Below are 21,809 nucleotides of genomic sequence, written 5' to 3' on the forward strand. Positions count from 1 at the left end.
ATGAATTTTCGCAAAGGCCGCGCGCGGGAAGAGTTGGAAATCAACCTGATCCCCTTCATCGACGTTTTGCTGGTGATCGTCATCTTCCTGATGGTGACCACCACATATAGCAAGTTCACCGCCTTGCAGATCACGCTGCCGACCGCCAACGCCGAGAAGGCGCTGGAGCAGCCGTTCGAACTGAACGTCGCGGTCGACGCTCAAGGCCGCTATGCCATCAACAACGTGCAGATAGCCGCACGCGATGCCGCCGGATTGGCGCGTGAATTGCAGAGCGCAGTACAGGCAAACTCGGCCAACACAGACACCAGCGGCGGCAAGCCCGATCCGGTGGTGATCATCAACGCCGACGCGCTGGCCGCGCACCAGACCGTGATCAACGTGCTGGAAGCGGCGCGCACTGCCGGTTTCGCCAAGGTCACGTTCGCCGCGCAGACCGGCGGCAAGTAAGCCGCACGCACGCCTCCCGCCTTGTCCGCACCCACTTCCTTCGAATCGACGCTGACGCGCGCCTGGCTGCGGCGCGGCTGGCTCGCGTGCCTGTTGTGGCCGCTGTCGCTATTGTTCGGCGCCGTTGCGCTGACGCGGCGTACGCTCTACCGGTCCGGCCTGAAACAGGCGACGCGCCTGGAAGTGCCGGTGGTGGTGGTGGGCAACGTGTTCGTCGGCGGCACCGGCAAGACGCCGCTGGCAATCTGGCTGGTGCAGGCCTTGCGACAGGCCGGCTATACACCCGGCGTGATTTCGCGCGGTTATGGTTCGGCGCAGGCCGAGGCGCGTCCCGTCACTTCAGGTTCCAAGGCATCGGAGGTCGGCGACGAGCCTCTGCTGATCGCCGAGCGCACCGGCTGCCCGGTGATGGTCGGCCGCAGTCGCGTGGCGGTGGGACAGGCTTTGTTGAAGGCGCATCCGGAAGTCGACGTGATCGTTTCGGACGATGGCCTGCAGCACTACGCGCTGGTGCGCGATGTCGAAATCGTGCTGTCGGACACGCGCGGCAACGGCAACGGTTGGCTGTTGCCAGCGGGGCCGCTGCGCGAACCGGCTTCGCGCCGGCGCGACTTTACGGTGTGCAACGTCGGCGCTGCAGGCAAGGCGCCTGCCGGCGCGTTCGGGATGCAGCTGGAGACGGATCAGGTCGAGTTGCTGAAAGATCGCGCCTGCCGCCAGCCGCTGGCCTCGCTCAGCGCCGCCGAAGGCATTGCCGCGGTGGCCGGCATCGGCAATCCGGCGCGCTTTTTTGCGACACTGGAGCAGGCCGGGCTGAACTTCGAACGGGTGGCATTGCCTGATCACTACGATTTTGCTCACAACCCGTTCGCCGCGATGGCGGCGGCGGTGATTCTGATCACCGAGAAGGATGCAGTAAAATGCAGGGCTATAAAGGCCATCAAAAACGACCCCCGCATCTGGGTCGTGCCTGTGACGGCGCGCATAGACGGCGCGCTGGCTGAACACATAGTGGAGAAACTCCGTGAACGCCCGATTGCTTGATATCCTCGTGTGCCCCATTTGCAAGGGCCCGCTCGAGTACGACAAAAAAGCCCAGGAACTGATTTGCAACGGCGACAAGCTGGCTTATCCGATCCGCGACGGCATCCCGATCATGTGGGCCGACGAAGCGCGTGATCTGGGCGCTGCGCCTGCCGGACCTGCTGCTGCGGTCGAACCGGCTGCTGAATAAAGAACAAGTTTCTGCAGTTTCTGTCGTTGTATGTCTGATTGCTGATTGATTCCCGCCATGTCCTTTACCGTCATCATCCCCGCACGTCTCGCTTCCACCCGTTTGCCGAACAAGCCCCTGGCCGACCTCGGCGGCAAGCCGATGATCGTGCGCGTGGCGGAACGGGCGGCTTTGTCGGGCGCATCACGCATCGTGGTGGCGACCGATCACCGCGACATTTATGCCGCCTGCGAACAGCACGGCATCGACGTCGCCATGACGCGCGCCGATCATCCCTCGGGCACCGACCGCATCGCCGAAGTGGCTGCGGCGCTGGACCTGGCCGAAGACGCCGTGGTGGTCAACGTGCAGGGCGACGAGCCGCTGATCGATCCCGGCCTGATTGCCGCCACTGCCGGCCATATCAAGGCCGACGTGCCGATGGCGACGGCCGCGCATGCGATCGAATTGCTGCCGGAGATGTTCAATCCCAATGTCGTCAAAGTGGTGCTGGACAAGGAAGGGTGCGCGATGTATTTCTCGCGCGCCGCGATTCCGTGGCATCGCGACGGTTTTGCGCAATCGAAGGACAGCCTGTCCGAGTTGCATAGCCACGAATTCGCGCCGCTGCGCCATATCGGCATGTACGCCTATACCAACAAGTTCCTCCAGATTTATCCGACGCTGACGGCATCGCCACTTGAACGTATCGAGGCGCTCGAGCAATTGCGCGTACTCTGGCACGGCTATTCGATCGCCGTGCACGTGACGTCGATGTTGCCGGAAGCCGGCGTCGACACGCCCGAGGATCTGGAGCGCGTCCGCAAGCATTTCGAAGCGCCTCCCGACAGTCCTCTGGTGGCGGCTATTTCCGCGCTGTAACGTCGGCTGCCTTTCGCGAGACAAATCGTCTCACCGATGATGCGCCACCAACGTGGTTTTGTAAGTCTCCTGTCATTCTCCATCGCGATAATTGAGGTCGGCTGGCTGCCTAAAAAATAGGCGTTTGTCATGATTCAGTAAGATTTTGTGGTAAGTTTCGTTCAGAGCAAGATGCAAGCGGCGTCACAGAGACAATCGCCTTCGATGGCAACAGTTGTACGGATCGCCATCGCAATAGAATTCAAAACTTCAATTTAGGAAAACATATGCGCCTCATCCTTCTAGGAGCGCCTGGTGCCGGTAAAGGTACGCAAGCCACTTTTATCAAGGAAAAGTACAACATTCCTCAGATTTCGACGGGCGACATGCTGCGCGCCGCCGTTGCCGCCGGCACGGAACTGGGAGTCGCCGCCAAGAAGGTCATGGACGCAGGTGGTCTGGTTTCCGATGACATCATCATCGGCCTGGTCAAGGACCGGCTGAAGCAGCCGGACTGCGCCAACGGTTATTTGTTCGACGGCTTCCCGCGCACCACGCCGCAAGCCGACGCCATGAAGGATGCCGGCGTCAAGATCGACTACGTGCTGGAAATCGACGTGCCAGACAGCGCCATCGTCGAGCGCATGAGCGGCCGCCGCGTGCATCAGCCTTCGGGCCGCACCTACCACGTCAAGTTCAATCCGCCGAAGGTCGAGGGCAAGGACGACGTCACCGGCGAAGCGCTGATCCAGCGCGACGACGACAAGGAAGAAACCGTCCTGAAGCGTCTGTCGGTGTACCACGAGCAGACCGAAGTACTGGTCGGCTACTACGGCAAGTGGGCCGAATCGGGCCAGCCGGGTGCGCCGAAGTATCGCAAGATCGCCGGCGTCGGACCGGTGGAGCAAATCAGAGAGAGTGCATTTGCGGCGCTGGCGTCATAAAATGAAGCGGACCATGTGTCCGCTTTTTTTATGTCAGCAGTGGATACTGCGGATACTGCAGATGCAGCAGCTTGGTGATAGACAGATTGAAAACAGGGGAGTCAGACGTAACCGATACGGTGTAACCAGGGGCGGCCCATCAAATCCATAAAAGAGGCCACGTAAAGTATTGCAGTGCGCAGTGTCCGTAATAACGCCGTGATCACCAGAGGCGTTGCTGCGGAAGGTCGTGATTGTTGACTTTGTCGTGAAAAAACAAGGAGGAGACATGATGGCAGGAGCCCTATGGTTTGCCGTGGCATGCGGCGTGGTCGCAGTGATCTACGGTCTTATTTCCCGCAGTTGGATTCTCAAGCAGGACCCCGGCAATCAGCGCATGCAAGACATCGCGACTGCCATCCAGCAAGGCGCGGCAGCCTATCTCGCGCGCCAGTACCGCACCATCGCGCTGGTCGGCGTGGTGCTCTTTATCCTCATTGCATTGATTCCCGGCCTGGGTTGGATTACCGCGATCGGTTTCCTGATCGGCGCGGTGCTGTCGGGCGCCTGCGGCTTCATCGGCATGAACGTGTCGGTGCGCGCCAACGTGCGCACCGCGCAGGCCGCCACCAAGGGCATGAACGAGGCGCTCAACGTGGCGTTTCGCGGCGGTGCGATCACCGGCATGCTGGTGGTAGGGCTCGGCCTGCTCGGCGTGGCGCTGTTTTTCTGGTGGCTGTTCCTGCACGGCGAAGGGCGCGCGGCGTCCTTGCATGACGCCTTGCGGCCGATGATCGGGCTGGCGTTCGGCGCGTCGCTGATCTCTATCTTTGCCCGGCTCGGCGGTGGCATCTTCACCAAGGGCGCAGACGTCGGCGCCGACCTGGTGGGCAAGGTCGAAGCCGGCATTCCCGAAGACGATCCGCGCAATCCGGCGGTGATCGCCGATAACGTCGGCGACAACGTCGGCGACTGCGCCGGCATGGCGGCCGACTTGTTCGAGACCTATGTGGTGACGCTGATTGCCACCATGCTGCTCGGCAGCCTGGTGATCAAGGGCGGCGAAGTGCTGGCGGTGCTGTATCCGCTGGCGCTGGGCGGCGTCTCGATCCTGGCGTCGATCGTCGGCTGCATGATGGTCAAGGTCGCGCCCGGCAAGAAGATCATGTCGGCGTTGTACACCGGCTTGTGGTGGGCGGCGATCCTCAGTCTGATCGGTTTCGCCGTCATCACCTGGACCATGGTGCCGCCTGAACTGCGCGTGCCGCTGATGGGTTCGGCGGTGATCGGCATCGTCCTGACCGGCCTGATGGTCTACATCACCGAGTACTACACCGGCACCGATTTCAAACCGGTCAAGCACATCGCGCAAGCCTCTACTACCGGCCACGGCACCAATATCATCGCCGGCCTCGGCGTGTCGATGAAGTCGACCGCTTATCCGGTGCTGGCGGTGTGCGCGGCGATCCTGGCGTCGTATTGGCTGGCCGGGTTGTACGGCATCGCGATTGCGGCGACGTCGATGCTGTCGATGGCGGGCATCATCGTGGCGCTGGATGCCTACGGCCCGATCACCGACAACGCCGGCGGCATCGCCGAAATGTCGGGCATGCCGGAATCGGTGCGCGCCATTACCGATCCGCTCGACGCGGTCGGCAACACCACCAAGGCCGTCACCAAGGGTTACGCGATCGGTTCGGCCGGACTGGCGGCGTTGGTGCTGTTCGCCGATTACACGCATGCACTGGACGCGGTCGGCAAGAGCACTTCGTTCGATCTGTCCAATCCGATGGTGATCGTCGGCCTGTTCATCGGCGGCTTGATTCCCTACCTGTTCGGTGCGATGGCGATGGAAGCCGTGGGACGCGCGGCCGGCGCCGTGGTGATCGAGGTACGGCGCCAGTTCAGCGAGATCAAGGGCATCATGGACGGCAGCGGCAAGCCGGAATACGACAAGGCGGTCGACATGCTGACCTCGTCGGCGATCAAGGAAATGATCGTGCCGTCGCTGTTGCCGGTGATCGTGCCGATCATCGTCGGCCTGCTGCTTGGACCGGCGGCATTGGGTGGCCTGCTGATGGGGACCATCGTCACCGGTCTGTTCGTGGCGATTTCGATGACCACCGGCGGCGGCGCCTGGGACAACGCCAAGAAGTACATCGAAGACGGCCATCACGGCGGCAAGGGGTCCGATGCACACAAGGCGGCCGTCACCGGCGACACCGTGGGCGATCCGTACAAGGACACCGCCGGCCCGGCCGTCAATCCGTTGATCAAGATCATCAATATCGTCGCGCTGTTGCTGGTGCCGTTACTGCCGGCGCCAGCCTTGACGGCGGCAAGTGTTGCCATGACCGCCGTTCCGGCTGCGGTAACGGCAACGACGGCAACGGAAGCTGTCGTGATCGCCGCACCCGTGGGAAAATAGCAGTCCACATCCTACGAGGATGATTAAAAAATGACCGGCATGGGTATTCCATGCCGGTCTTTATTATTGGAGAAGACATGCAGATTGCGGGACAGGTATTTGTAGTGACGGGCGCGGCATCGGGTTTGGGTGCGGCGACCGCGCGCATGCTGGCGGAGAACGGCGGCAAAGTGGTGCTGGCCGATTTGCAGGAAGAGGCCGGGCAAAAGCTGGCGGCCGAACTGCAGGGGGAATTTGTGCGCTGCGATGTGACCACGGAAGAGGACGGCCTGAAGGCGGTCGCGGCGGCGCAGCAACTGGGCAGCCTGCGCGGCCTGGTCAATTGCGCCGGCATCGCGCCGGGCGCCAAGCTGATCGGCAAGGACGGCCCGCATACGATGGCCTTGTTCCAGAAGACCCTCAACATCAACCTGGTCGGCACCTTCAACATGGCGCGTCTGGCGGCCGACGCCATGAGCAGGCAGGAGCCGATGGCGCAGGGCGAGCGCGGCGTGATCATCAATACCGCTTCGGTGGCGGCATTCGACGGCCAGATCGGCCAGACCGCGTATTCCGCCTCCAAGGCGGCCATCGTCGGCATGACGCTGCCGATGGCGCGTGACCTGGCGCGCAGCGGGATCCGGGTGATGACCATTGCGCCGGGAATTTTCGAGACGCCGATGATGATGTCGATGCCGCAGGAAGTGCTTGATTCGCTGGGCGGCGCCGTGCCGTTTCCGCCGCGCCTGGGCAAGGCGGTCGAGTACGCGCACCTGGCCAGGACCATCATCGAGAATCTGATGCTCAACGGCGAGACCATCCGTCTCGACGGCGCCATCCGCATGCCGCCGAAATAGAATAATGACGTCATTACTCTCTGCGTATTTTTAGCAACAGCTGGAATTTTTGCTAATCAACATGCGCCGGAAGCGTGTGCGCCCTGATAAGCTGTTGGCATGGAGTCAACAGATAAAAAAACAGGACTGATCCTGACCGGCGGCGGCGCACGCGCGGCTTACCAGGTCGGTGTTCTCAACGCCGTGTCCATGATTTTGCTGGAGTCCGGCTGGCCCGGGCATCAGAATCCTTTCAAGATCATTTGCGGCACGTCGGCCGGAGCAATCAACGCCACCGCGCTGGCGTGCCGTGCCGATGATTTCGGCGAAGGTGTGCGCGAGCTCGTCAATGTCTGGTCGAATTTCAAGGTGGAGCAGGTCTATCGCGCGGACTCGCTCGGCGTGATCCGTTCCGGCGCGCGCTGGCTGTCGCTGTTTTCCTTCGGCTGGCTGCTGCGCAAGTGGCGCGCCAATCCACCCAACTCCCTGCTCGACAACACCCCGCTGGTAACCATGCTGCACCGCCTGCTCGATTTGCCGCGCCTGGACGATGCGCTGGCCAGCGGCAACCTGCATGCGCTGGCAGTGACGGCCTCGTCCTATACCGGCGGCCAGCATCTGACGTTTTATCAGTCAATGCAGGAAATCGAACCATGGCGACGCACTCAGCGCGGCGCCATCCGCGACCAGATCGGCGTCGAGCATCTGCTGGCGTCGTCGGCGATTCCGTTCATTTTCCCGGCCATACCGATTTTCTATGAAGGCCGGCGCGAATATTTCGGCGACGGCTCCATGCGCCAGGTTGCGCCGATTTCCCCGGCCATCCACCTCGGCGCCAGCAAGATTCTGGTGATCGGCGCCGGCCGGATGGGCGAGCGTTCCGAAGCGCCGTCCCAACTGGCGCAATATCCCAGCCTGGCGCAAGTGGCCGGCCATGCCTTGTCGAGCATCTTCCTCGACGGTCTCGCCGCCGACATCGAGCGCACCACCCGCGTCAACCAGACCTTGTCCATGCTGACGCCGGAGCAGCGCGCCAAAACCCCGCTCAAGCCGATCGAGGTATTGGTGATTTCGCCGTCCGAGCGTATCGACGAGATCGCCAGCCGTCACGTCAACAGCCTGCCGCGGCCGGTGCGGGTGATGCTGGGCGGCATCGGCGCGACCGAAGTGCGCGGCGCGGCGCTGGCTTCCTATCTGTTGTTCGAGCGCAGCTTCACGCAAGAGCTGATCAGCCTGGGCGAACGCGATACCTACGCCATGCGCGACCAGGTTCTTGCATTTTTTGAACCAGAACGGATCGCCGCGCTCCAAGCGTGAGCCCGCTGCCGGGCATGCCCGGCCAAAGATTCGGGTTGCTTGGTTTGAAGCAAAACGTTACTCTACGCAATGGTATTGCGAATAATTAATACTTCTGCAACATAAAAATGCGAGCCTGCTCTTGAAGACATCTTTTCTGAAACAGTGGTCTGTTTTCCTTGCTGCGCTGCTGTTATCTTGCTCCGTATTCGCAAAAGGCCCCGGTTCTCTGGGCGTTGACGACGTCGCGCTCAGCCAGTTGCCGCCCGAGGCGCAACAGACGCTGGTCCTGATCAAACAAGGCGGACCTTATCCGTATGCGAAGGATGGCGTGGTTTTTGGCAACTACGAAGGGGTGTTGCCGAGGCAGAAGCGCGGGTATTATCACGAATTCACCGTGAAAACGCCCAAGGCACGCAATCGCGGCGCGCGCCGGATCATCTCCGGCGGCAATCCGCAAACGTCCGGTGAGTACTATTACACCAGGGATCATTACCAGACATTCCAACGCATCAGGGAATGAAGGAGGCGATCCTGGTTGCAGCATTCATTGCAAAATCTGAGGGAGAAATGAGTTTATTTAAAACGGTGCCGCCAAATGTTGTGCAGTCTATCCGCGCTTTCCGCGTGACCGACTTGCAGGAAGAGGCTGCTCGTCTTGGGCAACACTTTCTGTACGCCTATTGCGCCGAAGCGACGACCAAGCAGCAGGTCCTCGCGATCATTGCCGGCGCCTTTCATTTTCCCCGCCATTTCGGCAAGAATTTCGACGCCCTCGGCGATTGCCTGACCGACCTGACTCACAAGTCCGGCCAGCAACCCGGCTTCATCGTTGTTCTGGAGCAATTGCCCAACACCCAGAAATTCGACAAGGAAGCGCGCGAAACCTTGCTGGACGTGTTCCGCGATGCCGCCGACTTCTGGGCCGACAAGAAAGTCGCATTCCGCGTTTTTTATTCATTCCAGTAGTTTTTCCACCGCTTTTTCTGTCGCTTCGGGCTGCGCCGGCGCCAATTTTTGGCAATCCGGCCGCGGGCAGCGGTTACAATGCCGACCATGAGAAGCATTGTTATCCTGATTTCCGGCCGCGGCAGCAACATGGAAGCCATCGTCCGGGCCGCCCAGGCAGAACACTGGCCGGTTTCCATCGCAGCAGTCATCAGCAACCGCACCGATTCAGCCGGGCTTGAGTTTGCCCGCCGGCACGGCATTGCCACGGCAATCGTCGCCAACAAGGACTATCCCACGCGCGAGCAGTTCGATACCGCCTTGCGCGCCGCGATCGACGTGTTTGCGCCCGATCTGGTGGTGCTGGCCGGCTTCATGCGTATCCTGACCACGCCTTTCGTCGAGCACTATGCCGGGCGGATGCTCAACATCCATCCGTCGCTGTTGCCGTCCTTTCCGGGACTGGCTACACACCGGCAAGCGTTGGCGGCGGGCGTCAGGCTGCATGGCGCCACCGTGCATTTCGTCACGCCCGACCTCGACCACGGCCCGATCGTGGCACAGGTTGCAGTGCCGGTGCTCGACTCGGACAGCGAAGAAACGCTGGCCGGGCGCGTGCTGGACCAGGAACATCTTATTTACCCGCGCGCTGTGCGCTGGTTCGTCGAAGGCAAGCTCAGCCTGGACGGCAATCGCGTCCGTCTCGATCCATCCGCCGAGCAAGTCTGAACCACATTTTTTGAAGGAAGCAGTATGAGATTGCCACCCGCAATCGTTCCCCACACGGAAGAAGTCTTGCGTGAAATCTTGCGTTTCGCCGGCCCGGCCGATGTCACGTTGTCGCGCTACTTCCGCGAGAACCCCAAGCTCGGCGGCCGCGAACGCGGCGTTATCGCCGAAGCGGTATACGGCCTCTTGCGCAACAAGTCGGTCTTCACCAATTTCGCCGAATCCGGCGTCGGCCCGATGATGCGCCGGATGGCGCTGCTCGGCCTGGTCGATACGGTCAGTATCGAATCAATCGCCGGCCTGTCGCCGGAAGAAGTCGAGTGGCTCACGCGCACCGCTCAGATCGACCGCAATAAATTGCCGCTGGCAATGCGCGCCAACATGCCGCCATGGTTGCTCGACAAGCTGATTGCACGTGACGGCGAAGCCGCCGCCATGGAAATGGCCGAGGCGTTGAACCAGCCAGCCCCGCTGGACTTGCGCGTCAACGCCATCAAGGCTAACCGCGAAGACGTCATGGCAGCATTGGCTGCAGCGCCGATTCTCTGCGAGGCGACGCCGTATTCGCCGCTGGGCCTGCGCGTGATTAAAAAACCTGCGCTGCAGAACCTGCCGCTGTTCAAGGATGGCGCCATTGAAGTGCAGGACGAAGGCAGCCAGTTGCTGGCCCAGATCGTCGGCGTCAAGCGCGGCGAGATGGTGGTCGATTTCTGCGCCGGCGCAGGCGGCAAGACGCTGGCCTTGGGCGCAGCGATGCGCAATACCGGTCGTCTGTACGCCTTCGACATATCGGAAAAACGTCTGGCCAAGCTCAAGCCGCGTCTCGCGCGCAGCGGCCTGTCCAACGTGCATCCGGTCATGATCGCCCACGAGAATGACGCCAAGGTCAAGCGTCTGGCCGGCAAGATCGACCGCGTGCTGGTCGACGCGCCCTGTAGCGGCCTTGGCACGCTGCGCCGCAATCCCGACATGAAATGGCGCCAGACTGTCGAGACCGTGGCGGAAATGAACGTCAAGCAGATCAGTATCCTCACCAGCGCGTCACGCCTGGTGAAAGCCGGCGGTCGCCTGGTCTACGGCACCTGCAGTTTCCTCAATGAGGAAAACGAAGACATCGTCGCCCAGTTCCTGCAAGCCAATCCGGACTTCACGCTGGTGCCGATGAACACGGTGCTGGCCGAACAGAAGATCGACCTGGACACTGGCGACTACCTCAAGATGCTGCCGCACGTGCATCACACCGACGGTTTCTTCGCAGCCGTGCTGGAACGCAAGAAGTAATGTTGCGGATGTTGCGGGCGGTGACCATGCTGTCGGGTCTGTCCGGCTTGTCCGGTATGCGGCGACATGCAAGCCATCTCGCCGCGTTCGCTCTGATCGCCTGCGCGGGCGCGCCAGTTGCGCAGGCTTTCGACGCGGGCGGGCAGGCGCTGGCGGCGCAAGGAACGCTTGAAGCGGCCTTTACGCCAGGCGACGACATCGAAGGCCTGCTGACCGCCGCGGTCGACCAGGCGCGCCGGCAAGTGCTGGTGCAAGCCTACATCCTGACCAGCAAGCCGCTCACCACATCGCTCATCGCCGCCCGCAAGCGCGGCGTCGACGTGCGCGTGCTGGTCGACGCCGGCCAGCTCAACAAGCTCGGCCACGAACGCGTCGCCGCGATGCTTGCCGCCGGCGTGACGGTGCGGGAAGAGACCAGATATAAAAGCGCGCACAACAAGGTCATCGTCATCGATGCCGCCGGCGCCGGCGCCACCGTGATCACCGGTAGCTATAATTTCACCTGGTCGGCGCAAAACAAGAATGCTGAAAATATCCTGATCGCGCGCAAGAATCCGCCGCTGGCGGCAAAGTACGCCGCCAACTGGATGCGTCATTTCGAGGAAGCCGAAGCTTATCGGGCCGACCGCTAGGCCATTCATCGCCAAGAAAGATCATGTCAACTTTGCTGACCGATTTCTATGATTACCTGTTCGGCGAGTTGCCGCCGACGGAGCTGTTGCGCCAACTCGCAATCATCGCCTTGTGCGTGGCCTGCGGTTGGGGTTTGTCGCGCTGGCTGCGCAAGCTGTTCACGCTGTCGGGCGGCGACGAGCAGAGCGTGGTGCATATCGGCGTCAAGAGTTTCGTGCGCGTGCTGTCGCCGCTGCTGATCCTGATCCTGCTGACGCTGGCGCGACTGGCGCTGATCCGCCTGAAGCTGCCGGTGACGCTGTGGCACGTCATGATGCCGCTGATGATTTCGCAGGTGGCGATGCGGTTCGTGTTCTATGTCCTGCGTCGCATCTTCGTCAAGGAAACCACCGCCGGCGCCTTCCTCCAGCTGTTCGAAAAAGTCTTCGCCACGCTGGTCTGGATCTGCGTCCTGCTCTACATCACCGGCATGTGGCCGGATCTGGTCGATTATCTCGACACCACGATGCTGCCGCTGGGCCGCCACAAGACTTCGCTGCTGACCATCCTCCAGGCCACCGCCTCGGTGCTGGTGACGCTGATCATTGCACTGTGGGCCGGCGCCATGCTGGAAGACCGCATGATGAAGCTCAACACCATGCACTTGTCGCTGCGCACGGTGGTGGCGCGGATGGTCCGGGCGATCCTGATCCTGGTGGCGATCCTGGTCAGCCTGTCGGCGGTCGGCATCGACCTGACGGTGCTGTCGGTGTTCGGCGGTGCGCTCGGCGTCGGTCTGGGTCTGGGTCTGCAAAAAATCGCCAGCAGTTACGTATCGGGCTTCGTCATCCTGCTCGAACGCAGCCTGGCGATCGGTGATATGGTGAATGTGGACCGTTATTTCGGAAAAGTGACGCAAATCAACACGCGTTACACCATTCTCGAAGGGCTGGATGGGATTGAATCCGTGTTGCCTAACGAAATGTTCATGTCGACCCCGGTCCAGAACTACTCGCTGAATCGAAAAATTATACGTTTGGCAACACAAGTTACGATCTTGTATCAGGACGATATCGAAACGGTGTTGTCTATGCTGGAGAAGGCCGCATTTGCGGTGGAGCGCGTATCCGACCAGATTTTGCCGCAAGCCTTGTTGCTCAAGATCGGCGAGGACGGTTTGCAGCTGGAAATAGGTTTTTGGATCACGGACCCGGAAAACGGTCGTCTGAACGTGCTCTCGGACGTTAATAGGGCTATCTGGAGGGTGTTCAAAACCCATGGCATCCAGGTGGCGCATCCAAAACGCGACATTCGGCTGATGGATCCGCGCAGTTTTGAACAAAGTGTTGACGATATGACATCTTCTGCGCACAAGGATGCACAATCAGCGTACAATGCCGGTAAATAAAAGAATATAAGTGCCAGATGGTGGCAACTTCACTTGGCAAGTTGCTCAGCAAAGGTTGTATGGCAAACTCTTTTGCCGTGAAGTTTTTCTTTTGGAGTGGTAATGACAGTAGATTCGATTCTGGACTTTCTTTCGAACGGCTTGCTGCACGCAACCGGTTGGCAGATTTTCTTTTACACCCTGATTGTGACCCACATCACGATCGCGGGCGTCACCATTTACCTGCATCGCTGCCAGGCGCACCGTGCGCTGGATCTGCACGCCATTCCAAGCCATTTCTTCCGTCTCTGGCTGTGGATGACCACAGGCATGGTCACCAAGGAGTGGGCCGCGATTCACCGCAAGCACCACGCCAAATGCGAAACCGAAGAAGATCCGCACAGCCCGCAAGTGCGCGGCATCAAGAAGGTGCTGCTGGAAGGCGCCGAGCTGTATCGCACTGAATCCAAGAACGCCGAAACCATGGAAAAGTATGGCCATGGCACGCCCGACGACTGGGTAGAGCGCAATGTGTACAGCCGTTTCGGCTGGCAAGGCGTCGGCCTGATGCTGATCATCAACGTCATGCTGTTCGGCGTCATCGGTCTGACCGTCTGGGCTGTCCAGATGCTGTGGATCCCGATCACCGCCGCCGGCATCATCAACGGTATCGGCCACTTCTGGGGCTATCGCAACTACGACTGCAACGACGCTGCGACCAACGTGTTCCCATGGGGCATCATCATCGGCGGCGAAGAACTGCACAACAATCACCACACTTTCGGCACCTCGGCCAAGCTGTCGTCCAAGTGGTATGAGTTCGACATCGGCTGGATGTACATCCGCATTCTGGAAATCATGGGCCTGGCCAAGGTCAAGAAGATTGCACCGGCGCCGAAGTTCGATCGCCAGAAGCTGGTCGCCGACTTCGACACGCTGCAATCCGTGATCGCCAATCGCTACGACGTCATGTCCAAGTACGCCAAGTCGCTCAAGCGCGCCTGGGCCGACGAGTTGGAGCATCTGGCGGAAAAGGCCAAGCTCGAATCGCGTTTCCTGAAGTCGTCCAAGAAGCTGCTGCAACGTGAGCCGGCCAAGCTGGAAGACGGTCAGAAGCAACAATTGTCCGAACTGTTCACGCACAGCAAGGCGCTGCAGACCATGCACGAAATGCGCGTGGAACTGGGCGCGATCTGGGGTCGTTCCAATTCGACCCGCGAACAGTTGCTGCAACAGTTGCAAGACTGGTGTGTCCGCGCTGAAGCGTCAGGCATCCATGCCTTGCGTGACTTCGCATTGCGCCTGCGCAGCTACGCTTGATATTTGCACCATCGGCTGTGAGTAAGGTTATTCCTGCAATTTTGCTCGCAGCCGTCGCCGCTTCGGTGGCGCTTCCCGGCGCAACGCTGGCGAAGACCACACCGCCCAGCCTCAATCTTCCCGATGTCAAGATCCAGAGCCAGCAGCGCCTGATTTACCAGTGCGCCGGCGACGTGCGTCTGCCGGTTCGCTATCTCAATACCAACGCGGGAGCCTTGGCGTATTTGCCGGTAGCCGGCAAGCGCCAATTGTTCGTCAATGTGCTTGCTGCCTCGGGCGCGAAATACGCTGCCGGACGCTACATCTGGTGGAGCAAGGGCAAGGAGGGATTCCTCGCTGACGAAACGCTGGGCGAGAATGCCGAGCCGATCCTCAAGGACTGCAAACAGATTGAAAAGTGGTGAGAGCAGGGCGGTGGCTTCCCGCTGCCATGAATTTGTACTGAAGGCCTGGAGTTGTCAGCAACGCCAGGCAATAAAAAAGCCCCGGATGCAAATCGCGGGGCTTTTTTACGACAAGAGAAAAATCAATTACTTGATCTTGGTCTCTTTGTATTCAACGTGCTTACGAACCTTGGGATCGAACTTCATGATCGCCAGTTTTTCAGGTGTCGTGCGCTTGTTCTTTGTCGTGGTGTAGAAGTGACCTGTACCTGCGGTCGACTCCAACTTGATTTTGTCGCGGCCGGATTTAGCCATGATAGATTTCCTTTACTCTGCTAGTTAGACTTTTACGCCGCGAGCACGCATATCGACCAAAACGGCATCGATGCCGACTTTGTCGATCACACGCAGGCCGGCGTTGGACAAGCGCAGGGAAACCCAGCGGTTTTCCGACTCGACGAAAATGCGGCGATTTTGCAGGTTAGGCAAAAAGCGACGCTTGGTCTTGTTGTTCGCATGGGAGACGTTGTTGCCGACCATCGGCCCCTTCCCGGTGACTTGGCATACACGTGCCATGGAGTGCTCCTTAAAAATTCCAGAAATTGGAAAAAAAGAGAGTATAGCCAAAAAACATTGATTATTCAATGACTTGCGGAAAACAATTGTGTCGTTGTTTTGAATTGAATTTAACAATTCAAAAAAGCCGTCCAGATTCCTGGTTCTTATAGCTGGCCGTGCTCCGCAAATGAATGCGTGTGCCGCCCGGCCACCACGATGTGATCCAGCACGCGCACCTCCACCAGGCCCAGCGCCTGTTGCAGCGTTTGCGTCAGCAACAGGTCGGCGCTGCTCGGCTCAGGCTCGCCGGAAGGGTGATTGTGGGCCAGGATGACGCCCGCAGCGTTGCGCGCCAACGCCGCCTTGACGATCTCACGCGGATAAACGCTGGCTTGCGTCAGCGTGCCGCGAAACATTTCCTCCGCCTCGATCAGGCGATTCTTGACGTCGAGAAACAGCACCACGAAGCTCTCGTACGCCTTGCCATGGAACAGCAACTGCAGATAATGCGTCACCGCCTTGGGCGAGCTGAGCGTCGTGCCGGTCGTCAGTTCTTCGGCCAAGGCGCGCCGGGACAGTTCCAGCACCGCCTGCAACTGGGCGTATTTGGCCGGGCCGAGGCCATTGATGCCGCAGAAATCGGCCAGCCGTGCGCTGAACAATGCCTGTAGCGAGCCGAAATGCCCGACCATGTCGCGCCCGAGGTCGACCGCGCTTTTGCCCGTCACGCCCACGCGCAGGAACACCGCCAGCAATTCGGCGTCAGACAGGGAGTGTGCGCCTTGCCGGATCAGGCGCTCGCGTGGGCGCTGGTCTTCCGGCCAATCGGTGATTGCCATGGGGGCCTTTTAAATGCTCAAAAATCGAGGGGGTTTTTACGGAGCTTCGCAACGTGGCTTACAATAGCGGGCTGCCGTATCGGTTTATGTTGTCTCGATATGTTGTCTCGATCGGCCCGCTTATTTGCCACGCTGCCACGCTTACTGAAAACTGTTCATGTCCAACGTCTCCGTCCCGGTCGTCACCGAAACCGCTTATCTCACTCTGCATTACCGCCTGGCTTCGCTGACCGGTGAAAACATCGTCAGCACCTTCGAGGAAAAACCGGCCACGCTGCAATTCGGCCAGGGTCAACTGGCGCCGTTTCTGGAAGCTTGCCTGCTGGGATTGCCGGAGGGGGTGCACCAGACCTTCGAGCTGGCGCCGGAGCAGGCTTTTGGACCGCGCAATCCGGAATTGATTCAGCGCATCTCACGCGCCACGCTGGAAGAAAACTCGTCGATGGACGAAGATTATCGTGTCGGCGATCTGGTCGATTTCGCGGCGCCGGGCGGCGGCCGCTTTGCAGGCGTGCTGCGCGAGATCGATGCGCAAGGCGCACTGTTCGATTTCAATCATCCGCTGGCCGGACAAACACTCAAATTTGAAGTAAAAATCATCGGGATTCTGTAAGGTGCTCGATATGGACAAGCAAGAATCTGAAATTTTATTGGCTCAGCCGCGTGGTTTCTGCGCCGGCGTCGATCGCGCCATCGAAATCGTCGAGCGCGCACTGACGCAATTCGGCGCGCCGATCTACGTGCGCCATGAAATCGTCCACAACGCCTACGTCGTTGCCGACTTGCGCAACAAGGGCGCGATCTTCATCGAAGAGTTGGCCGACGTCCCAGCGGGGAACACCGTCATCTTTTCCGCACACGGCGTTTCCAAGGCGGTACAGGCCGAAGCGCAGGAGCGCGGCCTGACCGTGTTCGACGCGACTTGCCCGCTGGTCACCAAGGTCCACATTGAGGTGGCCAAGATGCGCCGCGAAGGCCGCGAGATCATCATGATCGGCCACGAAGGCCATCCCGAAGTCGAGGGCACCATGGGCCAGACCGAAGCCGGCATGTACCTCGTGGAAACCGTCGACGACGTGTTCAAGCTGCAGGTCACCGATCCCGACTTGCTGGCCTATGTGTCGCAAACCACCTTGTCGGTGGACGACACCACCGACATCATCGCGGCGCTCAAGCAACGCTTTCCGACTATCGCCGAGCCGAAAAAAGGCGACATCTGCTACGCCACCACCAACCGTCAGGAAGCGGTCAAGTTCATGGCGCCGCAAGTCGACGTGGTGATCGTGGTCGGCAGTCCCAACAGCTCCAACTCCAACCGCTTGCGTGAAGTCGCCGAAAAGAAGGGTGTGCCGGCCTACATGGTCGACAACGCCGAACTGATCAAGCAGGAATGGCTGGACGGCAAGCGTCGTGTCGGCGTCACTGCCGGCGCCTCCGCGCCGGAAGTCCTGGTGCAGGCCGTCATCGACCGGATCAAGGAAGGCTCCCTGCGCAGCGTGCGCATCCTTGAAGGCATTGAAGAACACGTCACCTTCCCGATGCCCAAGGGTTTGGGCGGCGGTCGTTCCGTGATCGGCACAGCTGAATAAAGGGATTCCGGTTTGCTCCGGGTCTGAAAAGAGCGCACTCCGGTGCGCTTTTTTTATGCAGCGGATGACGCGGACAGGCAGGCTGGGAAGGCATTTTCAGGGTTTTTCGAGTTGCCGCGCCTGCTTAGGTATAATCCCGCTCCAACCGCGAGTCCCCACAAGGCGCACTCGCTTTTTTGATCGTCCCAAGACCTTTCGACAAAGAAGGAGCGTCCCTGATCATGACCATTCGCATGAGCACCCCCGAGAATTTGCCCCAGCTTGCCCTTGCACGCTCCATCTTGACGCGCTTCTCCCTCGCTTCGTCCAGCGTTCCCGTTTGACCTCATAAGGTCGCACCGACGATAGCGGGCGCTGCGGCGCCTGCCGATCGGGAACGTTTTTTGCTCTATCGCTCGCATGCCTGGGCGCGAGCCCGGCGTTGCCCTCGCAGGCATTTCATTGATTCGTTACACAAATTAGGAAGCATCCATGGACATATTCATCCAGCAAATCATCAACGGCCTGGTCCTGGGGAGCATGTACGCCCTGATCGCGTTGGGCTACACGATGGTGTACGGCGTGCTGAACCTGATCAATTTTGCGCACGGCGACGTGCTCATGATCGGCGCGATGGCGGGCTTGAGCATCCTGAAGCTGATCCAGCACGTGGCGCCGGACCTGCCGGGCATCGTCAAGCTGATCATCGCCATCATCGGCGCGATTCCGGTGTGCGTGATCGTCAGCATGATCATCGAACGGGTGGCCTACCGTCCGCTGCGCAATGCGCCGCGCCTGGCGCCCCTGATCACCGCCATTGGCGTGTCGATCCTGCTGCAGACGCTGGCCATGATGATCTGGGGCCGCAGCCCGCTGCCGTTCCCGCAGATCATGCCGTCGGACCCGGTGCACATCGCCGGCGCGCTGATTTCGCCCACGCAGATCATGCTGTTGCTGCTGGCCCTGGCGGCGATGATCGGCCTGGTCCTGATCGTCGAGAAGACCAAGATGGGCCGCGCCATGCGCGCCACGGCCGAGAACCCGCGCATTGCGGGTTTGATGGGCGTGGATTCGAATCGCGTCATCGTCGTCACCTTCATTATCGGCGCCGCGCTGGCGGCGATTGCCGGCGTGATGTGGGCGGCGAACTACTCCACCGCCCAATTCGCCATGGGCTTCGTGCCGGGGTTGAAGGCCTTCTCGGCGGCGGTGCTGGGCGGCATCGGCAACATCTACGGCGCCATGCTGGGCGGCATCCTGCTGGGCCTGATCGAAAGCCTGGGCGCCGGTTACATCGGCGACCTGACGGGCGACTTCCTGGGCAGCAACTACCAGGACATCTTCGCCTTCATCGTGCTGATCATCGTGCTCACTCTGCGTCCCTCGGGGATCATGGGTGAACGCGTGGCCGACCGCGCCTAAGTTAAACAAAATATCAAAGAGAGACCGACATGGCCTTCCTCACCTTCGACAAGAAACGCAACCCGCAGCAGGCCAGGATCAGCCTGGCGGCGCTGTTGATCATCATGATCGCCTTCCCCTTCGTTGCCAGCATGTTCGGCAACTCGTGGGTGCGCATCATGGACATGGCGTTGCTGTACATCATGCTGGCCCTGGGCCTGAACGTGGTCGTGGGCTTCGCCGGCCTGCTGGACCTGGGCTACATCGCGTTCTACGCGATCGGCGCCTACACCGCCGGCTTGCTGGCCTCGCCGCAGTTCGCCGACGTGCTGCAATCCTTCGTCAACACCTATCCGGCGGTGGGCAACTTCCTCGTGATGGTGTGCGGCCCGCAGATCGTGCAGACCGGCATTCACTTGTCGCTGTGGATCATCGTGCCGCTGTCGGCCTTGATCGCGGCCCTGTTCGGCGCCTTGCTGGGCGCGCCGACATTGAAACTGCGCGGCGACTACCTGGCCATCGTGACCCTGGGCTTCGGTGAAATCATCCGCATCTTCATGAACAACCTGAACGCACCGGTGAACATCACCAACGGTCCGCAGGGCATCAACCTGATCGACCCGATCCGCGTCTTCGGCGTCTCGCTGGCCGGCGAGCCGGGTTCGGGCTCGATCGTCAAGTTCCTCGGTTTCAGCATGCCGTCGGTCAATGCTTATTACTTCCTGTTCCTGCTGCTGTGCATCGGCGTGATCTTCTTCTCGATCCGCCTGCAGGACTCGCGCCTGGGCCGGGCCTGGGTGGCGATCCGCGAAGACGAAATCGCGGCCAAGGCCATGGGCATCAACACGCGCAACGTCAAACTCCTCGCGTTTGCGATGGGCGCGTCGTTTGGCGGTGTGGCCGGCGCCATGTTCGCCTCCTTCCAGGGCTTCGTGTCGCCGGAATCCTTCTCGCTGACCGAATCGATTGCGGTGCTGGCCATGGTGGTGCTGGGCGGCATCGGCCACATCCCCGGCGTGGTGCTGGGCGGGGTGATCCTGGCCGCCTTGCCGGAAGTGCTGCGCCACGTGGTCGAGCCGGTGCAGATGAGCCTGTTCGGCAAGGTGTGGATCGACGCCGAAGTGCTGCGCCAGCTGCTCTACGGGCTGGCCATGGTGATCATCATGCTGAATCGTCCTGCCGGCCTGTGGCCGTCGCCGCGTCACGAAGACCGGCCCGAAGCCGACCACCCGCACGGCAGTGACGCCGTCGGCGTCGTCAAGGCGTAACCACATCGACGCGCATATAAAAGACAGCAGAGGACGAATCCCCCATGAGCACCAACACCCTGTTAAAAATCGCCGACGTCAGCAAACGCTTCGGCGGCCTGCAAGCCCTCTCGGGCGTGAGCCTCACCATTGAACAAGGTCAAATTTACGGCCTGATCGGCCCCAACGGCGCCGGCAAGACCACCTTCTTCAATGTCATCACGGGGCTGTACCAGCCCGACACCGGCAGCTTCGAGCTGGCCGGCAAGCCGTACAGCCCGAGCGCCCCGCACGAAGTGGCCAAGGCCGGCATTGCCCGCACCTTCCAGAACATCCGCCTGTTCGGCGACATGACCGTGCTGGAGAACGTCATGGTCGGCTGCCACGTGCGCACCAAACAGAACGTCTTCGGCGCGGTGTTCCGTCACAAGGCGGCCCGCGACGAAGAAGCGGCGATCAAGGACAAGTCGCAGAAGCTGCTCGACTTCGTGGGCATCGGCACATTCTCGTCCAGAACGGCGCGCCACCTGTCCTACGGCGACCAGAGAAGACTGGAGATTGCCCGCGCCTTGGCGACCGAACCGCAACTGCTGGCGCTGGACGAACCGGCGGCCGGCATGAACGCCACCGAGAAGATCGGTCTGCGCGAACTGCTGGTGAAGATCCAGGCCGAAGGCAAGACCATCCTGCTGATCGAACACGACGTCAAACTGATGATGGGCCTGTGCAACCGTCTCACCGTGCTGGACTACGGCAAGCCGATCGCCGAAGGCGTGCCGGCGGACGTGCAAAAAAATCCCGCCGTGATTGAAGCCTACTTAGGCGCTTCCCATTAAGCCCGCAGGACACACGACAATGACAACGAACATCTTGAAAATCGAAGACCTGAGCGTGGCCTACGGCGGCATCAAGGCCGTCAAGGGCGCGAGCCTGGAAGTCAACGAAGGCGAGCTGGTGACGCTGATCGGCGCCAACGGCGCGGGCAAGACCACCACCTTGAAGGCCGTCACCGGCACCTTGCCGGACTCGAAAGTGCAAGGCCACATCAGCTACCTGGGCCAGCCGCTGAAGGGGCAGAGTTCCTTCAGCCTGGTCCAGAAAAAGCTGGCGATGGTGCCGGAAGGGCGCGGCGTCTTTACCCGCATGAGCATCCACGAGAACCTCCTGATGGGCGCCTACACCAGCGACGACAAGCAGCAGATCGCGCAGGACATCGAGCACTGGTTCACCGTCTTCCCGCGCCTGAAGGAACGCGCCGGGCAGATGGCGGGCACCTTGTCGGGGGGCGAGCAGCAGATGCTGGCGATGGCGCGCGCGCTGATGAGCCATCCGAAGTTGCTGCTGCTGGATGAACCGTCGATGGGCCTGTCGCCGATCATGGTGGAGAAGATCTTCGAGGTGATCCGCAACGTGTCGGCGCAGGGCATCACGATCCTGCTGGTGGAGCAGAACGCCAAGCTGGCGCTGGAGGCGGCGCACCGGGGTTATGTGATGGAGTCGGGGCTGATCACCATGAGCGGCAATGCCAAGGACATGCTGAATGATCCGCG

General features: G+C 60.7%; 25 protein-coding genes. 22 read left to right on the forward strand and 3 right to left on the reverse strand.

What is annotated here, in order from left to right; translation table 11 throughout:
* The 16 genes from DXT88_RS07350 to DXT88_RS07425 all read left to right on the forward strand — a co-directional run bounded on the left by DXT88_RS07350 (position 1) and on the right by DXT88_RS07425 (position 14,667).
* The gene (locus tag DXT88_RS07350) at positions 1-450 is read left to right on the forward strand and encodes an ExbD/TolR family protein (RefSeq protein ID WP_016836272.1); all 450 of its coding nucleotides are present in this window, start codon (positions 1-3) and stop codon (positions 448-450) included.
* A gap of 21 nt (positions 451-471) precedes the next feature.
* Positions 472-1,494 carry a tetraacyldisaccharide 4'-kinase gene (lpxK, locus tag DXT88_RS07355; protein WP_265212323.1) on the forward strand — a complete coding sequence of 341 codons (1,023 nt, stop codon included), beginning with the start codon at positions 472-474 and terminating at the stop codon, positions 1,492-1,494.
* Positions 1,475-1,684: a Trm112 family protein gene (locus tag DXT88_RS07360; protein ID WP_029363205.1), complete on the forward strand. Its 210-nt coding sequence runs from the start codon at positions 1,475-1,477 to the stop codon at positions 1,682-1,684. The genes lpxK and DXT88_RS07360 overlap by 20 nt, the downstream gene beginning before the upstream one ends.
* A gap of 57 nt (positions 1,685-1,741) precedes the next feature.
* Positions 1,742-2,545, forward strand: a complete 804-nt coding sequence (kdsB, locus tag DXT88_RS07365; protein WP_029363204.1) for a 3-deoxy-manno-octulosonate cytidylyltransferase — start codon at positions 1,742-1,744, stop codon at positions 2,543-2,545.
* Positions 2,546-2,811: 266 nt separating this feature from the next.
* The gene (gene adk / locus DXT88_RS07370; RefSeq protein WP_029363203.1) at positions 2,812-3,468 is read left to right on the forward strand and encodes an adenylate kinase; all 657 of its coding nucleotides are present in this window, start codon (positions 2,812-2,814) and stop codon (positions 3,466-3,468) included.
* Positions 3,469-3,739: 271 nt separating this feature from the next.
* Positions 3,740-5,875 carry a sodium-translocating pyrophosphatase gene (locus DXT88_RS07375; RefSeq protein WP_265212358.1) on the forward strand — a complete coding sequence of 712 codons (2,136 nt, stop codon included), beginning with the start codon at positions 3,740-3,742 and terminating at the stop codon, positions 5,873-5,875.
* 77 nt (positions 5,876-5,952) lie between these two features.
* Complete coding sequence (locus tag DXT88_RS07380; protein WP_265212326.1) at positions 5,953-6,711, forward strand: 3-hydroxyacyl-CoA dehydrogenase; 759 nt, start codon at positions 5,953-5,955, stop codon at positions 6,709-6,711.
* A gap of 99 nt (positions 6,712-6,810) precedes the next feature.
* The gene (locus DXT88_RS07385) at positions 6,811-8,007 is read left to right on the forward strand and encodes a patatin-like phospholipase family protein (RefSeq protein WP_265212328.1); all 1,197 of its coding nucleotides are present in this window, start codon (positions 6,811-6,813) and stop codon (positions 8,005-8,007) included.
* 121 nt (positions 8,008-8,128) lie between these two features.
* Positions 8,129-8,509 carry a ribonuclease gene (locus DXT88_RS07390; protein WP_265212330.1) on the forward strand — a complete coding sequence of 127 codons (381 nt, stop codon included), beginning with the start codon at positions 8,129-8,131 and terminating at the stop codon, positions 8,507-8,509.
* A complete protein-coding gene (locus DXT88_RS07395; RefSeq protein WP_407649276.1) occupies positions 8,488-8,955 on the forward strand; it encodes a barstar family protein in 468 nt (155 codons plus the stop codon). Before DXT88_RS07390 ends, DXT88_RS07395 begins: the two co-directional genes overlap by 22 nt.
* Positions 8,956-9,033: 78 nt before the next feature.
* Positions 9,034-9,663 (forward strand): phosphoribosylglycinamide formyltransferase, encoded by a 630-nt coding sequence (gene purN / locus DXT88_RS07400; protein WP_016833202.1) that lies wholly within the window; start codon positions 9,034-9,036, stop codon positions 9,661-9,663.
* Positions 9,664-9,687: 24 nt separating this feature from the next.
* Positions 9,688-10,944: an RsmB/NOP family class I SAM-dependent RNA methyltransferase gene (locus DXT88_RS07405; protein WP_029363199.1), complete on the forward strand. Its 1,257-nt coding sequence runs from the start codon at positions 9,688-9,690 to the stop codon at positions 10,942-10,944.
* A complete protein-coding gene (locus DXT88_RS07410; RefSeq protein WP_407649274.1) occupies positions 10,944-11,576 on the forward strand; it encodes a phospholipase D family nuclease in 633 nt (210 codons plus the stop codon). Before DXT88_RS07405 ends, DXT88_RS07410 begins: the two co-directional genes overlap by 1 nt.
* A gap of 23 nt (positions 11,577-11,599) precedes the next feature.
* A complete protein-coding gene (locus tag DXT88_RS07415; RefSeq protein WP_265212339.1) occupies positions 11,600-12,964 on the forward strand; it encodes a mechanosensitive ion channel family protein in 1,365 nt (454 codons plus the stop codon).
* Between the two features lie 102 nt (positions 12,965-13,066).
* Positions 13,067-14,263: a DesA family fatty acid desaturase gene (locus DXT88_RS07420; RefSeq protein WP_016833199.1), complete on the forward strand. Its 1,197-nt coding sequence runs from the start codon at positions 13,067-13,069 to the stop codon at positions 14,261-14,263.
* Between the two features lie 41 nt (positions 14,264-14,304).
* Positions 14,305-14,667, forward strand: a complete 363-nt coding sequence (locus tag DXT88_RS07425; protein ID WP_265212341.1) for an MliC family protein — start codon at positions 14,305-14,307, stop codon at positions 14,665-14,667.
* Between the two features lie 126 nt (positions 14,668-14,793).
* Here the strand turns inward: DXT88_RS07425 and rpmG are convergent, their stop codons facing one another.
* The 3 genes from rpmG to radC all read right to left on the reverse strand — a co-directional run bounded on the left by rpmG (position 14,794) and on the right by radC (position 16,043).
* Positions 14,794-14,961: a 50S ribosomal protein L33 gene (rpmG, locus tag DXT88_RS07430; protein WP_016833197.1), complete on the reverse strand. Its 168-nt coding sequence runs from the start codon at positions 14,959-14,961 to the stop codon at positions 14,794-14,796.
* A gap of 24 nt (positions 14,962-14,985) precedes the next feature.
* A complete protein-coding gene (gene rpmB, locus DXT88_RS07435) occupies positions 14,986-15,222 on the reverse strand; it encodes a 50S ribosomal protein L28 (RefSeq protein ID WP_099792380.1) in 237 nt (78 codons plus the stop codon).
* Between the two features lie 146 nt (positions 15,223-15,368).
* Positions 15,369-16,043 (reverse strand): RadC family protein, encoded by a 675-nt coding sequence (gene radC, locus DXT88_RS07440; RefSeq protein ID WP_016833196.1) that lies wholly within the window; start codon positions 16,041-16,043, stop codon positions 15,369-15,371.
* Between the two features lie 157 nt (positions 16,044-16,200).
* Between radC and DXT88_RS07445 the strand changes: the two genes are divergently transcribed.
* The 6 genes from DXT88_RS07445 to DXT88_RS07470 form a co-directional block, all read left to right on the forward strand.
* Complete coding sequence (locus DXT88_RS07445) at positions 16,201-16,656, forward strand: FKBP-type peptidyl-prolyl cis-trans isomerase (RefSeq protein WP_016833195.1); 456 nt, start codon at positions 16,201-16,203, stop codon at positions 16,654-16,656.
* 10 nt (positions 16,657-16,666) lie between these two features.
* Positions 16,667-17,632 carry a 4-hydroxy-3-methylbut-2-enyl diphosphate reductase gene (ispH, locus tag DXT88_RS07450; protein WP_265212349.1) on the forward strand — a complete coding sequence of 322 codons (966 nt, stop codon included), beginning with the start codon at positions 16,667-16,669 and terminating at the stop codon, positions 17,630-17,632.
* A gap of 471 nt (positions 17,633-18,103) precedes the next feature.
* The gene (locus DXT88_RS07455; RefSeq protein WP_016833192.1) at positions 18,104-19,033 is read left to right on the forward strand and encodes a branched-chain amino acid ABC transporter permease; all 930 of its coding nucleotides are present in this window, start codon (positions 18,104-18,106) and stop codon (positions 19,031-19,033) included.
* 29 nt (positions 19,034-19,062) lie between these two features.
* Complete coding sequence (locus DXT88_RS07460; RefSeq protein ID WP_016833191.1) at positions 19,063-20,280, forward strand: ABC transporter permease subunit; 1,218 nt, start codon at positions 19,063-19,065, stop codon at positions 20,278-20,280.
* A 44-nt stretch (positions 20,281-20,324) separates the two neighbouring features.
* Positions 20,325-21,095, forward strand: a complete 771-nt coding sequence (locus tag DXT88_RS07465; RefSeq protein WP_016833190.1) for an ABC transporter ATP-binding protein — start codon at positions 20,325-20,327, stop codon at positions 21,093-21,095.
* Positions 21,096-21,114: 19 nt separating this feature from the next.
* Positions 21,115-21,809: ABC transporter ATP-binding protein (locus DXT88_RS07470; protein WP_265212355.1), on the forward strand; the 695-nt coding region annotated here is incomplete at its 3' end.

Origin of the sequence: Herbaspirillum lusitanum, assembly GCF_026127345.1 — a bacterium.
Classification (GTDB): Bacteria; Pseudomonadota; Gammaproteobacteria; order Burkholderiales; family Burkholderiaceae_D; genus Herbaspirillum; species Herbaspirillum lusitanum.